General features: G+C 36.4%; 12 protein-coding genes. 6 read left to right on the top strand and 6 right to left on the bottom strand.

From position 1 onward, the window contains the following. Positions 1–231: 231 nt before the first annotated feature. Both GYM75_RS02745 and GYM75_RS02740 read left to right on the top strand, forming a co-directional pair. On the top strand, positions 232–1,446 hold the full coding sequence (locus GYM75_RS02745) for an MFS transporter (protein ID WP_220216649.1): 1,215 nt from the start codon (positions 232–234) through the stop codon (positions 1,444–1,446). A gap of 60 nt (positions 1,447–1,506) precedes the next feature. Next, positions 1,507–2,298: an SMP-30/gluconolactonase/LRE family protein gene (locus tag GYM75_RS02740; protein WP_220216648.1), complete on the top strand. Its 792-nt coding sequence runs from the start codon at positions 1,507–1,509 to the stop codon at positions 2,296–2,298. A 232-nt stretch (positions 2,299–2,530) separates the two neighbouring features. Here the strand turns inward: GYM75_RS02740 and GYM75_RS02735 are convergent, their stop codons facing one another. From GYM75_RS02735 to sohB, 4 genes are all read right to left on the bottom strand, one after another. Next, positions 2,531–4,126 carry a bifunctional aspartate transaminase/aspartate 4-decarboxylase gene (locus tag GYM75_RS02735; protein WP_220216647.1) on the bottom strand — a complete coding sequence of 532 codons (1,596 nt, stop codon included), beginning with the start codon at positions 4,124–4,126 and terminating at the stop codon, positions 2,531–2,533. 29 nt (positions 4,127–4,155) lie between these two features. Then, a complete protein-coding gene (gene aspT / locus GYM75_RS02730; protein WP_220216646.1) occupies positions 4,156–5,856 on the bottom strand; it encodes an aspartate-alanine antiporter in 1,701 nt (566 codons plus the stop codon). 220 nt (positions 5,857–6,076) lie between these two features. Next, positions 6,077–6,484 carry a hypothetical protein gene (locus GYM75_RS02725; RefSeq protein WP_220216645.1) on the bottom strand — a complete coding sequence of 136 codons (408 nt, stop codon included), beginning with the start codon at positions 6,482–6,484 and terminating at the stop codon, positions 6,077–6,079. 45 nt (positions 6,485–6,529) lie between these two features. After that, positions 6,530–7,639 carry a protease SohB gene (gene sohB, locus GYM75_RS02720; RefSeq protein ID WP_220216644.1) on the bottom strand — a complete coding sequence of 370 codons (1,110 nt, stop codon included), beginning with the start codon at positions 7,637–7,639 and terminating at the stop codon, positions 6,530–6,532. A gap of 152 nt (positions 7,640–7,791) precedes the next feature. Here sohB and GYM75_RS02715 point away from each other — a divergent pair, with 152 nt between their 5' ends. Both GYM75_RS02715 and GYM75_RS02710 read left to right on the top strand, forming a co-directional pair. After that, complete coding sequence (locus GYM75_RS02715) at positions 7,792–9,492, top strand: formate--tetrahydrofolate ligase (protein ID WP_220216643.1); 1,701 nt, start codon at positions 7,792–7,794, stop codon at positions 9,490–9,492. Further along, positions 9,492–9,914 carry an RnfABCDGE type electron transport complex subunit B gene (locus GYM75_RS02710; protein ID WP_220216642.1) on the top strand — a complete coding sequence of 141 codons (423 nt, stop codon included), beginning with the start codon at positions 9,492–9,494 and terminating at the stop codon, positions 9,912–9,914. Before GYM75_RS02715 ends, GYM75_RS02710 begins: the two co-directional genes overlap by 1 nt. 63 nt (positions 9,915–9,977) lie before the next feature. Here GYM75_RS02710 and typA read toward each other — a convergent pair whose 3' ends face one another. Both typA and hemG read right to left on the bottom strand, forming a co-directional pair. Beyond that, complete coding sequence (typA, locus tag GYM75_RS02705; RefSeq protein WP_065559098.1) at positions 9,978–11,804, bottom strand: translational GTPase TypA; 1,827 nt, start codon at positions 11,802–11,804, stop codon at positions 9,978–9,980. 155 nt (positions 11,805–11,959) lie between these two features. Continuing rightward, positions 11,960–12,502: a menaquinone-dependent protoporphyrinogen IX dehydrogenase gene (hemG, locus tag GYM75_RS02700; RefSeq protein ID WP_220216641.1), complete on the bottom strand. Its 543-nt coding sequence runs from the start codon at positions 12,500–12,502 to the stop codon at positions 11,960–11,962. 137 nt (positions 12,503–12,639) lie between these two features. On the opposite strand from hemG, the gene glmU reads away from it, so the two are divergent. Together glmU and glmS are read left to right on the top strand one after the other, a co-directional pair. After that, entirely contained in the window at positions 12,640–14,016 is a 1,377-nt protein-coding gene (gene glmU, locus GYM75_RS02695; RefSeq protein WP_220216640.1) for a bifunctional UDP-N-acetylglucosamine diphosphorylase/glucosamine-1-phosphate N-acetyltransferase GlmU, read from the top strand. Between the two features lie 13 nt (positions 14,017–14,029). Beyond that, positions 14,030–15,862, top strand: a complete 1,833-nt coding sequence (glmS, locus tag GYM75_RS02690; RefSeq protein ID WP_220216639.1) for a glutamine--fructose-6-phosphate transaminase (isomerizing) — start codon at positions 14,030–14,032, stop codon at positions 15,860–15,862. Positions 15,863–15,909 lie beyond the last annotated feature (47 nt).

The following is a 15,909-nucleotide window of genomic DNA, read 5'->3' as shown; positions in this document are numbered from 1 at the left end:
TTCATATTACAAAATAAATATTTTTATAAATAGATTTTTTTATTTAGTCTTTCAATCGTCATAGCGAATAAAAATAATTAAATCAATTTATGTGCTTCAGCTAATGCCTTAAATTCGTTTCGCTCAAACATAAATTACTAAACCATCATCTTCGTAGATGCTATTTTTTCGAATCGCTATGAAGTAAAAATATCGGCTCATGATTTTTCAAACTTTAAAAGGATTTGAATTATGAAATCAACTATCATAGTGGAAAAAAAACAAGAACAATCAACCACAAGTATTCTTGTTTCTGCTGTACTCATTGTGCTTTTAGTTGGTTCAGTTTATATCAGCCAACTCATTTTTCAGGAAATTTCGACAAGTTTCAATATAGATATTTTGAATGCTCGAAGTATTTTTAGCCTATCTTGTTTTTGTTATGCGATTTCATTTTTTATTTATGGGCCGTTATCAGATAAGGTTTCCACCCGATTACTGGTTGCTTTTGGTAGTTTTGGGACTATTGTTTGCCTAGGTATAGCAAGTTTTGTCCAGTCTTTTAACATTTATTTAGTTATTATGTCATTGATAGGTTTTTTTGCTGCATCCGTTCCCGCAGCATTATTCGCCTATTCCGCAAAAAATATACCTAACGAAAAGTTGCCACAAGCAATGGGGATAATGATTTCTGCCTCTACTGTAGGTATTATTTTTAGCCGTAGTATAGTCGCAATGATGACCGATTATTGGTCTTGGCAGATAGCCTTCTTAATGTATGCATCACTCATTGTTTGTGCCTGTCTTTTTATTCCTATCGGTATCAAAAAAACCAATAATAATTCTTTTCACACTAGTATAACCAGCACCTATCTTACCGCTGCAAAATTATTATTTAATCAGACTGTGCTTATATTTCTGATTGTCGGTTTTTTACTTTTTTTTGTATATCTCGGATTATTTTCATTATTAACTATTTATTTAAAAGGCTCTCCTTTTTATCTTTCATCTACGATATTAGGGTGGCTCAATTTTGCAGGAATAAGTGCTGTAATTGGTAGCATAATTACAAGCAAATTATCTCAATTTATAACTAAAGGTAATTTATTAATTATCTGCCTCGTATTGGTAAGTGTTTCAGTAGTTACAATAGGATACAGTACAAATTTACTCTGTATCGCATTAGGTATTTTTGGTTTATTTCTTTTTGTGTTTGGTCTTCAACCGATAGTCATTTCTCTTCTTAATCAAATTGTTCCGGTTAATTCAAGAGGAGCGATATCTTCTTTATATCTTTTGTCTTGTCTAGCTGGAGGAAGTATTGGTACGTATCTGTTAGGTATTTTTTATGAAAACTTTGACTGGGATGGCGTAATTTTTACCTGCATTATTCTAACAATAATCAATATAGCTATAACACTATTGGGTATCAAATTATTAAAAAAACAACAAAAAAATCAAAATTAAGATTATTTGTAGTTGAGCATTAATGGGATATTTATTTTGTAATAAGGAGAAACATTTACCATGAAAAAACTTTTATTATCTAGCATTATTTTTTTATTTTCCACGTTATTTGGCGGAATGAGTATGGCCGAATTAAAAACCATTGCTAATTCGTTTAATGCGCCTACCGGTATTGCTTTTGACAGCGCAGGCGCAATGTATGTTACCAATTGGTCTAGCGATTCAATCGTTAAAATTAACGCTAATGGAAAAAAAGAAACCGTTTATTCAAATATCTCATCACCAGCAGGAATTGTCATTGATGCTCAAGATAATATCTATGTCGCTTCTTATGGGGATGATTATATCTTAAAAATTTCGGCTAACGGCGAAACTAAAAAAATTTCTGATGGATACCATACCCCAACAGGTATTGCATTTTCTAAATCGGGAAAATTACTTATTACCAATCGTTCAACAGGTGAAATTGTTTCACTCGATTTAAATAATGGTAAAAAAGAAATTATTGTCAAAGGATTATCCACTCCAGTCGGAGTTACAGAACTTCCTGATAATAGTTTAGTGGTTTCTCAATATAGTGGTCGTTTGACTCTTATCGATCCTAATGGCAATAAAACTGAGTTGGGCAGTAGTTTTACTCGTCCTGGTGTTGGTATTGTCACTATTTCGCCTAGTGTGGTAGCCGTAATTGATAATGGTGCAAATATGGTTCGTGAGATTGATGTAAAGACTAAAAAGGTAAATACCTTAGTTTCTTCGTTATCCGGTGCAGTTGCTCTTGCTTTGCATAATAATCATTATTACATTGGCACATGGGGAGATGGTAGTGTTCATAAGTTTAATAAGAATTAATAATTTAAATTAGCGACAATAGGTTAACAAACAATCCAAGATTTTGGGTAAAAAGTATTAAGCAAATCTTCTAATGCTTTGATAACTGATTGATTTTATGAAATCCCCCATATGTTCTAACTATTAATGCTATTTTTAGTTTCCTTCATTATTAAAACTTCGATATTAAATAAAAAAGCCCTGAATAATTAGGGCTTTTCATTTAAAGCATGATTACGATTAAAATCTTCAACTATTTTTTCTTACCTTTGTATTCATCATAATACTCTTGAGCCAATTTACGCATTGATAAGCCAATTGCCGCATATTGATACTCATTTAAGTTAGCTAATGAGGCACGAGCTGAAGGATGTTGCACAGCAAATCCTTTACCTGGTAATAGCACCACACCCGCTTCATCCGCAATTCTGAATAGTAATTCAGACGGATTTTTATTTTTAAGAATCCATTTGGCAAATTTATCATCATACAGTTCACGACAAATGTGTTCAAGGTCGATTAGCGTATAGTAATCTACACTGTTTCCATCCGTTTTATGTTTCAGTCCCACATGCTGATATAGCGAAGCCGCACGACGGCGTATTAATGTTTTCAACGTTGTTTTATAGCTCTCATCCGTGTCCATCATTTCACAAAGTGCAAATAATACCATTTGCACTTGTTGAGGTGTTGAAAGTCCTGCTGTATGGTTTAATGCAACTGCGCGACTGTCAGCAACTAAACGATCAATAAATTTAAGATTTTCAGGATCGGTCACAATAGAGCTATAACGTTTATTTAAAACTTGTTTTGCTTTACTTGGCAATGATCGAATTGTTTTATCAATGACATTATCTTGTGCTGTTGCTATTACTCCTAAACGCCAACCGGTTGCCCCAAAATATTTAGAGAATGAGTAAACTAGAATGGTATTTTTAGGGCAAATAGCAAACAAAGATTGGAAATCATCGGCAAATGTACCGTACACATCATCCGTTAAAATAATGAGATCAGGACGTTTTTTAACAATATCAGCTATAATTTTTAAGCTTTTATCATCAATTTTTACGGATGGTGGATTGGAAGGGTTAACAAGGAAGAAAGCTTTAATAGCAGGATCTTCTAATTTGCGTAATTCTGATTCAGGATACTGCCAATTTAAATTAGGATCCGAATTAATTAATACTTCAACTAATTGATAATCATTTAAGGCTGGAATTTCAAGATAAGGGGTAAAAATTGGTGCACCAATTGCAATTTTATCGCCATTATGAATCAAACCGTTTTCTTTCATCGAATTGAAAACATAAGCCATGGCGGCTGTACCACCTTCGGTTGCAAAAAGGTCGATATCATCGATATTTAGATAGCTTGCCCCCATTTGTCTTAACACATAGGATTTGACGACTTTTTCGCTGAACCGTAGCATTCGATCAGGAACAGGATAGTTACAACCTAAAATTCCTTCTACCATTTCTTGTAAAAATGCATTTTCATCAAGACCAAGTTGATCACGAATATACGAAAATGCTTTACCTAAGAATGGAACACCAGGGGTATTGTAATTTTGACGAATAAAATGCTCAAAACGCCCTGTTAATCCATCTTTAATTGGAAAACCACCTACTCCTTCATTGAGATAAGAATAAGACATTTCGGATTCTTGAATCGCAAAAACACCAAGCTGGAAAAAAGCTTGACGCGGCCAAGTTGCTAAAAAATTAGGATTACCTCGTCCTGCATTTAACATAGCATGATCAGGATGGCTTTGGGCAAGTTTAATTAAATTATCTTTTAATTCAAAAGGACTTAAATTAGCATATTTTGCGTAATCTGATTTGTTCTTCATAATCTTTTACCTTTAATTTGAGTTTTTGCTTAAACAAAAGCCACAACCAATGGACCTAATAAAGTTAGGAATACATTCGCCAGTGCGTAGGTAATAGCAAAAGAATTAGTCGGTGTTGAATTGCCTGCTTTATTTAGCACTTCACCAAAGGCTGGATTAGCACTTCGTGAACCCGCTAAAGCTCCGGCAAATACAGCGGAGTTTTTATAACCAAGCACATATTTACCAAAATAAATCGCCAGTAACATCGGTAACAGAGTAACCACAACCCCGATTAAAAACAGTGATAAACCTTGTTCTTTAATGGTATCGATTGCTTGAAGACCAGAACTTAAACCCACGACAGCGACAAAGCCTGCTAAACCAAAATCTTTTAAAAGTTGCAAAGCGCCAGTTGGAATATTGCCTACGGTTTGATGGAAAGATCGATACCAACCAAATAAGAGACCAGAAAGTAATGCACCGCCACCTGCGCCTAGGGTAATTGGAATATCGCTAACACGAATTACAATTAATCCAATAATCAGCCCAACGACAAGACCTAAACCATGAAATATCCAATCTGTTTTTTCGCTTTTGGTAATCGGTGCACCAATTCGATCTATAACACGTCGAAGATCACTATCCGCCCCATAAATGGTTATCACATCACCTAGTTTTAAAACAATATCATTGTTTAATGGAAGGCTTTGACCATCGCGATGAATCGCAACTAAATAGATACCATGTTTTAAACTGATTACTTCGTCAGATGAAAGGACCTGAGTCAAATTCTCACCAACATAACGAGAATTACGCATTTCAACATCTTGAGTATTCATCACCACATCCATTCCTGATGCAGAATTAATTTCTGTACCCAAAAGATCATTCGCTTGAATCATGGCATCACGGTGACCAACAACTAAAATAATATCTTTAGCTTTAATCAATGTTTCAGGTGTCGCTTCAAGAATTTTATTGCCTCGTTTTATTCGTTCAATGCTAATGCCATTTACCGTTTTTTCAATATCAGAAACACTTTGATTAATCTTATTTGTCACCCGATACAAACGGCCACTAATATCAGATAAAGCAAAATTTTGATTAGCACCTAATAACATCGAGCCATGAAGTTGTTCAGCCTGCGCCTTAATTGCATCATCGCTGATATCTCTACCCATAATTTTAGGTAAAATATTAACACAAACAATAATGGCACCAAGGGAACCAAAGATATAAGTTACAGCATAGCCAATGGTGACATTACCTTGTAAGCGACTTAACTCTTCTGTGCTTAAACCAAGTTGAGTTAACGCATCAGAAGCAGTACCCATAATAGCGGATTGTGTCAATCCCCCTGCGGCAAGACCGGCTGCCAACCCTTTATCTAAATCGAATATTTTTGCTAAAACAACGACAGTCACAAAACCTGCAACCGCAATGAAAAGTGCTAAAAAGATTTCTCGTAATGTTTTAATACCTAAAGATCGGAAAAACTGGGGGCCACTTTCAAACCCAACAGCATAAATAAATAGTGCGAAAAGTACCGCTTTAACGCCAGCATCAACAGTTATACCAAATACACTCAGTGCTACAGCGACAAGCAATGAACCGGCTACGCCACCCAGCTGAAATTTACCGATACGAATCCCACCAATTAAATAACCTAAACTCAATGAGAGAAATAATAATATTTCTGGTGAGTGTTTGAGTCCATCTAAAATCCAATTTGAAAGCCATTGAAACATAATTATTGTCCTCAAGTGCTAAAATGATGAATTAAGAATATATGAAAAGGTATAAAAAGGAATTTAAAGAATATTCACTAATTTTTATGAATACATTAATATATTAAACTGCTATTTAAAGAATAGAAAGTTAATTTTAACAATTGATATCATCGGTAGAGTGAACTCAATTTTAAAAGACTGGCATAAAACAAAAAAAGTAATACAACTGTTATCTAATTTAAATTCTATTAGAACTCAACCAAGCTTTATAAAAGGCCTCTTGTGTTTCTGTGGAAACAATATTTTCATCGTCAAAATCAAAAATAGGCACTAAATCTTTTTGTTCAGCATGTTTACCGATGGTTAATTGATAAGCGACTAAACCACCACCCATATCTCTCGCCATTCTCGAGGGGTAAACGTTTTCTTTCGCTCCTTTGCAAAGAAAGGTGATATCAGAGAAATGATCCCTAATTCGACAAAAACAGTTAAAACAATCATTATCAGTTACTTCAAAACTATTATTGTTGCCAAACAAAATTTTTAAATGGTATTCATCAGTTTCTGTTGTTTCAAAGTAAATTGTAGCTTTTTCTGTTTTTCCTTGACAGATTAAGGTTATCTGAATGTGCTTTTCGTCTGTCATTTTTATATTCAGTCTACGTTCAGTTTCTAACAAATGAAAAGGGCATTACAGCCCATTTCCTTGTCTGAAAAACAATTTTTCAACGCTTTTTACCACATTTTTTGAGATTTTCTCAGAAAGTTTTTGTCTACGTTGATAACTAACAGAAATAATCTTATGCGAATCTAAATGAGATAAAATAAAATCATCACTGGTACTGATTTCATCTACCAAGCCTTTATCTTTCGCTTGTGTTGCAAACCAGTGTTCACCCGTTGCCACTTGATCGATATCGATATTGGGACGATACTCTTTAACAAAATCTTTAAATAACAGATGAGTTTCTTCAAGTTCTTGTTTGAATTTTTGGCGACCTTCATCAGTGTTTTCACCAAACATAGTTAACGTCCGTTTATACTCCCCTGCTGTTTGTAACTCAATATCCACATCATGCTTTTTAAGTAAGCGATTAAAGTTAGGAATCTGAGCAACCACGCCAATCGAACCAACGATAGCAAAAGGTGCTGCAACAATTTTATTAGCGGTACATGCCATCATATATCCACCACTCGCGGCCACTTTATCAACGACAGCAGTAAAAGGAATATTACGAGTTCTGAAACGTAATAACTGTGACGCAGCTAATCCATAACCATGTACAACACCACCAGGACTTTCAAGTTTAATCACAACTTCATCTTCAGGTTTAATAATCGCTAATACCGCCGTAATTTCTTGACGTAATTCTTCAACTTCGTGCGCATCCATACTACCATTAAAAGATAACACAAATAGTTTGGGTTTGGTCTTTTCGTCCGTTTGGTTAATGGTCTGTGAATCAGGCGAATCTTCGGAGATCCCTGCTTTAGGCTGTTCGCCCGCTTTTTCCTGTTTCTTTTTTTGCTTAGCGGCTAATTTTGCCTGTTTCTTCTCAAGCTTTTTCTGTTTTTTGAGATCTTTCATAAACTGCTTAGCTTCGAGCTCGTCCATGCTCGACATTAACATTTCATCTTTAACTTGTTCATACTCTTGACTGACATCTTTTACCGATAAGCGACCAGCAATCGTTGCCGATTTGCGACGCTGACTTAATATGAAGATCAGCACGGCTAAAATTGCAACAACAACAGTAGCTGTTTCAGCTAAGAAAAGAGAATATACTGAAAACCAATTCATTTAATAATTATCCTTTGATTGAATATTTTATTTATTATAACAATATAATTGAGGATTGTGCCGAAAATCAACAAAGATAAAAATTGTCGCTTTATTCGGCAATTCAAATTATTTATACTGTTAGCCCAATTTATTGTTATATGAGAACGAATATGTCTTTACGCCCAATTACCGAAATTGCCAATCACTGTAATATACCTGAAGAATTTGTCCTTCCTTATGGTAAACATGTAGCCAAGATCGATTTATCCATTATCAAAGAAAATCAAAACAAAACAACAGGCAAATTGGTACTTGTTACTGCTATTACACCAACTCCCCTTGGAGAAGGTAAAACGGTCAATACCATTGGGCTAAGTGAAGGATTGAATTACTTAGGCAAAAAAGCGATTGCTTGCATTCGTCAACCCAGTCTTGGACCTGTATTTGGTGTAAAAGGTGGCGCAGCCGGTGGTGGGCAAGCAGAAGTATTACCGATGGAGACATTAAATTTACATTTAACGGGTGATATCCATGCGATAACAGCAGCGCATGATTTAGCATCGGCAGCATTAGATTCACGACTTTATCACGAAGATCGTCTTGGTGATGAATTCACAAACGAAACGGGATTACCTCGTTTAAATATTGATATTCATCGCATTGTTTGGAAGCGCGTCATTGATCATAACGATCGAGCATTACGTAAAATCACTGTTGGCGTCGGTGGTGGTGTAAATGGCGTTGAACGACAAGATGGATTCGAAATTACCGCTGCTTCGGAGCTTATGGCAATTTTAGCTTTAGCTTCGGATTTACAAGATATGCGTGAACGCATTGGACGTATTATTTTAGCTTATAATACTAATGGTGAACCAATAACGGCTGAACAACTTGAAGTTGCAGGTGCAATGACAGTCCTACTTAAAAATGCCATTAACCCAAATCTGATGCAAACTGTCGAAAATACACCGGTTTTAATTCATGCCGGCCCTTTTGCCAATATTGCGCATGGTAACTCTTCTGTTATTGCGGATCGCATTGCATTAAAACTTGCTGACTATGTGGTGACTGAAGCAGGATTTGGATCGGATATGGGGATGGAAAAATTCTTCAATATCAAATATCGCCAAGCAGGAATCAAAGCTGATTGTGTTGTATTGGTAGCAACTGTACGAAGTTTAAAATCTAACAGTGGTAAATATAACATTAAGCCGGGTCAACCCATTCCAAAAGAGATATCGGAATCTAATGTTGAATTACTTGAAATTGGCGCAGCTAACTTGGCATGGCATATCAATAATGCCAAAAGTTACGGTTTACAAGTCATTGTAGCTATAAATCGCTTTCCACATGATAGCGAAGAAGAACTTGCTTTCTTACAAAAATACGCGGTTGAACATGGCGCATTGGCGTGTGAAATTAGTGAAGTCTTTACACAAGGCGGTAAAGGTGCTGAAAAACTGGCTGAGCATGTTATCAAAGCTTGCGCTATGCCGAGTAAAATTCAATTGCCCTACCCAGATAACATGCCATTGATTGATAAGATTCAAACTATGGTAAAAAAATATGGTGCTAATAAAGCAAATTTATCCGCTAAAGCATTGGAAAACATTAAAGAGATCGAAGCATTGAAACTGGATCATCTGCCACTTTGTATTGCTAAAACTCCTATGTCAATTAGTGCTGATGCCAACTTAAAAAATGTCCCTACGAACTTTGATGTCGATATCAGTCATTTAGCCATATCCGCTGGTGCTGGTTTTATCCGAGTTTATGCAGGAAACGTCATGACCATGCCAGGACTTGGTACCAATCCAGCTTATAGGCAAATTGATATTGACAAAGATGGTAATATAATAGGTTTAAGCTAATGCAAGAAGTGATTATGCAAACCAAACAACAATATAAAGCATTTATAGATGAACAAAACTGTATTGGCTGTGGCAAATGTATTCGCGTTTGTCCAACCGATGCAATTGTTGGCAGTAAACAAGTTTTACATACCATTTTGCCACAATTATGTACTGCATGTAGTAATTGTATTAATACCTGCCCAACGGACTGTATTACTTTAAGCACATTAGGCGTGAGACTAAGTGACGCAGAAGAGTTACAGTTAACGCAGAAAAAGCAGCAACGGCTCAATCACAATCAGTTAGTTCCACCGACAATATTATTTCCTCGCACTGTGCCAGCAAGTAATACTCAAAATGTAGTAAACCAAACCGATCGAAAACAGTCGATTGCTGACGCGATTGCCAGAGTAAAAGCCAAAAAAAACCTCGCTAAGTAGCGAGGTTTTTTATTTAAGACTCAATGCCAACCAATTATTCATTCGGTTAACATCAAACATGTATTAGTCTTTATTGCCACTTCTGAATGCTCGTTTACGATCATTTTCAGTTAAATGACGTTTACGAATACGAATCGATAATGGTGTAACTTCGACTAATTCATCATCATCAATAAACTCTAATGCTTGTTCTAATGACATCTTAACAGGTGGTGAAAGCGTTGTCGCTTCATCGGTACCTGACGCACGCATATTGGTTAATTTTTTACCTGTTAAACAGTTAACCGTTAAATCATTTGATCGAGTATGAATACCAATAATTTGACCTTCATAAACTTCAGCACCATGACCTAAGAATAATTTACCACGATCTTGCAAGCTATAAAGCGCATACGCTAATGCTTTACCCGTACCGTTCGAAATCATTACCCCGTTATTACGCTGTCCAATTTCACCCGGACGCACATCATCATAATGACTGAATGTAGAATAAAGTAAACCGGTACCCGAGGTCATTGTCATAAATTCAGTTCTAAAACCGATAAGACCACGGCTTGGAATCACATAATCTAGACGTACACGTCCTTTACCATCAGGTAACATATTGGTTAAATCACCTTTACGTAAACCAAGTGCTTCCATCACTGAACCTTGATGTTGCTCTTCGATATCAAGCGTCACTTGTTCAAATGGTTCTTGTTTTTTACCGTCAATGTCACGATAAATAACTTTAGGGCGAGATACCCCTAGTTCATAACCTTCACGACGCATATTTTCGATTAATACTGATAAATGCAATTCACCTCGACCAGATACTCTAAATGCATCCGGATCTGGCGTTTCTTCTACACGAAGCGCAACATTATGCACGAGTTCTTTTCTTAAACGTTCCAAAATTTGACGTGAAGTGACATATTTACCTTCTTTACCGGCAAAAGGTGAACTGTTGACATTAAAGAACATCGTTACAGTTGGTTCATCAACACTTAAAGCAGGTAAAGCTTCAACACAACTATTATCACAAATCGTATCAGAAATACCTAACTCACCTAATCCGGTTAAAGCAATAATATCACCAGCTTCAGCAACTTCTGCTTCATAACGTTGCAAGCCTAAATGACCTAAAACTTGCCCTACTTTACCCGTTCGTTTATTCCCTTCACTATCAATAATAGTGACTTGTTGATTTGGTTTTACACGACCTCGTTTAATGCGACCAATACCTATAACGCCAACATAATTATTATAATCAAGTTGTGAAATTTGCATTTGGAATGGGCCGTCTAAATCAACTTTCGGTGGCTCAACATATTTTACAATCGCTTCGAATAATGGCGTCATATCTTCAGCCATATTTTCATGGTCAAGCCCTGCGATTCCCATTAAAGCTGAAGCATAAACAATCGGAAAATCTAATTGTTCATCAGTCGCACCTAAATTGACAAACAAGTCAAATACTTGATCGACAACCCAATCAGGACGCGCACCCGGACGGTCAACTTTATTAATAACAACGATTGGTTTTAAACCATGAGCAAACGCTTTTTGTGTCACAAAACGTGTTTGTGGCATTGGACCGTCCATTGCATCAACCAGCAATAGCACAGAATCCACCATAGACATAACACGTTCAACTTCACCACCAAAATCAGCATGTCCTGGGGTGTCAACAATATTTATACGGTAACCATTCCAGTCAATCGCTGTGTTTTTAGCTAAAATGGTAATACCACGCTCTTTTTCAAGCGCATTTGAATCCATTATTCGCTCGTTATCGTCACCACGCAAATTATCAAGCGTACCTGACTGTTTCAACAATTTATCAACCAAAGTTGTTTTACCATGGTCAACGTGAGCAATAATGGCTATGTTTCTTAAATTTTCAATCACAATTAAAATCCCAATTAGGAGACAGATTCTTTAGGCGCAATATTGTACACCTTTTTGATCCAAATGTTGATCTATATCATAAAGTTTCTTTAAAAGAGTACAATAAATTGATAACCATTTAGAATTTTTAAATTATATTACAAAAAATTAGATTATTAACACACTTCGGCATAAAACTGATCAGCAAACTCTTCTACTTTTGACCAATCTGTATATTCAATCATGGGTTTACTTACATCGGTATCACCTTTACCAAGCCACATAATAAAACGGATCATATTACGGTCAAACCAATTATATTGTGGATAATAAAGTGCCCCTGCAAACACAGCTTTGATGGTCGGTTTCCATAATATTTTAGCTAAAAACTTTCTGGTATATAAATTGGTTTCAGGGGTATTTTTATTGGGCTTTCTTGCCACCATATTCACCCCAAAAAATCCAGACTTTATTTGATTTAATTGCTGATAATGAGCATCAATAAATTTTTTCATTATTTTACTGTAAAAACCATAACGAATTGAACTTCCAAGTAGCACTGCTTGATAGGGTGTTAAATCGATTTTGGTATCCGGTAATAACTCAATCACGTCACAATCACACTTGTGACCCAAACGATTTTTTATTCGCTCCATAATTTTGAGTGTTTGTTTTTCGTGCGTAGTATAAAGTAACAAGACTTTAATAGCAGTGGTCATAACATTGCCTCTTTATTTTAAATATCGACTAATTATCAATATTACTTTTTTTATGATAAAAATTAACAAATTCGGGATGATTTCATGCAAAACTTTGATTATAGTATTAAGCTAATTTAACCAGACCGGAACTGAATATGACGATTTCACCTCCAAAACTGAGTGCAATTATTTTGGCGGCAGGAAAAGGCACACGGATGTATTCCAACCTTCCTAAAGTTTTACACAAAATCGGCGATAAACCGATGTTACAACATGTTATTGATACTGTTCAACAACTTAATCCCCATTATATCAATATTATCTACGGACATGGCAAAGATCAGCTTGAAAAGGCACTGGAAAATCAATCCGTAAATCTTGTTTTTCAAGCTGAGCAACTCGGAACAGGACACGCAGTCCAGCAAGCCATACCTTATATTCAAGATGAAGAAGATATTTTGATTTTATATGGTGATACGCCACTTATATCGGTTCAAACATTGCAAACTTTAATTGACAATAAACCCAAACAAGGTATTGCACTGTTAACCGTTAAACTGGATGATCCAACTGGCTATGGACGTATTGAGCGTAAAGATGGCAAAGTGACCGCCATTGTTGAACAAAAAGATGCCACGCCAGAACAGCAAAAAATTAATGAAATTAATACGGGTATTATGATCGTAACAGGAAAACTATTGAAAAACTGGTTATCTCGTTTAACAAATCATAATGCACAAAAAGAGTACTATCTGACTGATATTATCAATTTTGCTTATCAAGATGGATATGACATTATTACTGCTCACCCTATTGAACGATTTGAAGTTGAGGGAGTTAATAATCGTCTACAATTGGCCACGCTAGAGCGCCACTATCAACAGCAACAAGCGAAACGTTTACTTAATGCAGGCGTGACTCTACTTGATCCCGAACGATTTGACTTACGAGGTACACTTTCACATGGTATGGATGTCACCATTGATTGTAACGTCATTATCAAGGGTAATGTCAAATTAGGGAATAACGTCTTTATCGGTGCTGGATGTATCTTAAAAGACTGTATCATTGGCGATAATAGTGAAATTAGTCCTTATAGCATAATTGAAGATTCAATCATTGCAGAACAATGTACGATAGGGCCTTTTGCTCGATTACGTCCAGGCTCAAAACTCGATGAAAAGGCACATGTCGGCAACTTTGTTGAACTTAAAAAAGCCCATTTAGGCAAAGCCAGTAAAGCGGGTCATTTAAGTTACCTTGGAGATAGTGAAATAGGGAGTAACGTTAATATCGGTGCAGGCACTATCACTTGTAATTATGATGGTGCAAACAAATTTGAAACCATTATTGAAGACGATGTCTTTGTTGGCTCTGATACACAGTTAATTGCCCCTGTGAAAATTGGAAAAGGCGCAACCATTGCAGCAGGAACAACGGTTACTAGCAACGTGGGGGACAATGAACTTGTGGTAAGTCGTGTTAAACAAAGACAAATTAGTGGCTGGAAGCGACCTACAAAATCAAAATAGCGAGGAGTAAACTGTGTGTGGAATTGTCGGTGCCATTGCTAACCGTGATGTAGCAGAAATTCTGTTAGAAGGCTTAAAACGATTAGAGTATCGGGGTTATGATTCGGCTGGTCTTGCCATTATATCGCCACAAGGTGAATTACAAAGGGTAAGGCGAGTTGGAAAAGTCAATAAACTGAAAGAAGCACTTGATAGCAAACCATTAAAAGGCTCGATAGGCATTGCGCATACACGTTGGGCTACACATGGTGAACCGACAGAACACAATGCGCATCCCCATATTTCCGATTATATTGCTGTTGTTCATAATGGTATTATTGAAAACCATGAACCACTCCGTGAAAAGTTGATTGCTAAAGGCTATCAATTTCGCTCTGAAACAGATACGGAAGTTATTGCCCACTTAGTTCACGATATTATTTCAACTGATAATTGTTCATTATTTGATGCGGTAAAAAAAGCCATACCATTACTACGAGGAGCTTATGGTACCGTAATTATGGACATACGAAACCCTGACCAACTTGTGGCGGCTCGTTCCGGTAGCCCGTTAGTAATTGGTTGTGGTATCACTGAGCATTTTATTGCCTCAGATCAACTTGCTTTATTACCGGTGACTAACCAGTTTATCTATTTAGAAGAAGGTGATATTGCACTGATTACACACAAAACCGTTTCTATATTTGATAAAAATAACAATCAAGTTAAGCGCCCATTTGTCACTTCTGATGTTAAATATGATGCAGGAAGTAAAGCAGGCTATAACCATTACATGCAAAAAGAGATATACGAACAACCTAATGCAATCAAAAATACATTAGAAGGTCGTATACAGCATGGCAAAGTCAATTTATCCGAATTAGGCGAACAATCTAACACGATACTTAAGCAAGTTGAGCATATCCAAATTGTTGCTTGTGGTACCGCGTATAATGCTGGTATGGTTGCTCGCTATTGGTTTGAAGCATTAGCAGGGATTCCTTGTGATGTTGAAATAGCCTCAGAATTTCGCTATCGTAAACCTGCTAAGCGTAAAAATAGTTTATTTATTTCACTATCTCAATCGGGTGAAACCGCTGATACACTTGCCGCATTAAGGTTAGCAAAAGAAAATCACTATTTAAGCACCTTAGCCATATGTAATGTCGCTGCTTCAACGTTAGTACGTGAAGCCGAACTGGTATTATTAACCAAAGCAGGAGTTGAAATTGGTGTAGCTTCAACGAAAGCGTTTACCACTCAATTGACTGTATTACTACTACTTGTTGCCAAATTAGGCCGATTAAATCAAATGGCTCAAAGTACGGAACAAGCAATCGTCCATGCTCTCCAAACCTTGCCCAATCGTATTGAACAAGTACTCATGGCGGAACCGAAAATCAAAAAACTAGCCGAACAATTTGTTAATAAACATCACGCACTCTTTTTAGGGCGTGGCGAGCAATACCCAATTGCCATGGAAGCATCATTAAAATTAAAAGAGATCTCTTATATTCATGCAGAAGCCTATGCAGCAGGTGAACTAAAACATGGGCCTTTAGCCCTTATTGATGCCGATATGCCCGTCATAGTGATGGCACCCTCAAACGACATGCTAGAAAAGCTAAAATCAAATATTGAAGAAGTTCGGGCTCGGGGCGGTCAACTTTATGTTTTTGCCGAACAAGATGCAGGATTTATAAGCGATGATACAATGCATATCCTTAACCTGCCTTATATTGAAGAGTTAACGGCACCTATCTACTACACCGTACCGACACAATTATTAGCGTATCATGTGGCTTTAATCAAAGGCACAGACGTTGATCAACCTCGTAATTTGGCAAAATCGGTGACAGTGGAATAAGTTTCATTGTATTAAATGTGAGGACTTTGTGTATGGTTTTGATATCA

The organism is Gilliamella sp. ESL0441, from assembly GCF_019469185.1.
In the GTDB taxonomy this organism is placed as follows: domain Bacteria; phylum Pseudomonadota; class Gammaproteobacteria; order Enterobacterales; family Orbaceae; genus Gilliamella.
This window is presented reverse-complemented; position numbering and strand designations above follow the sequence as displayed.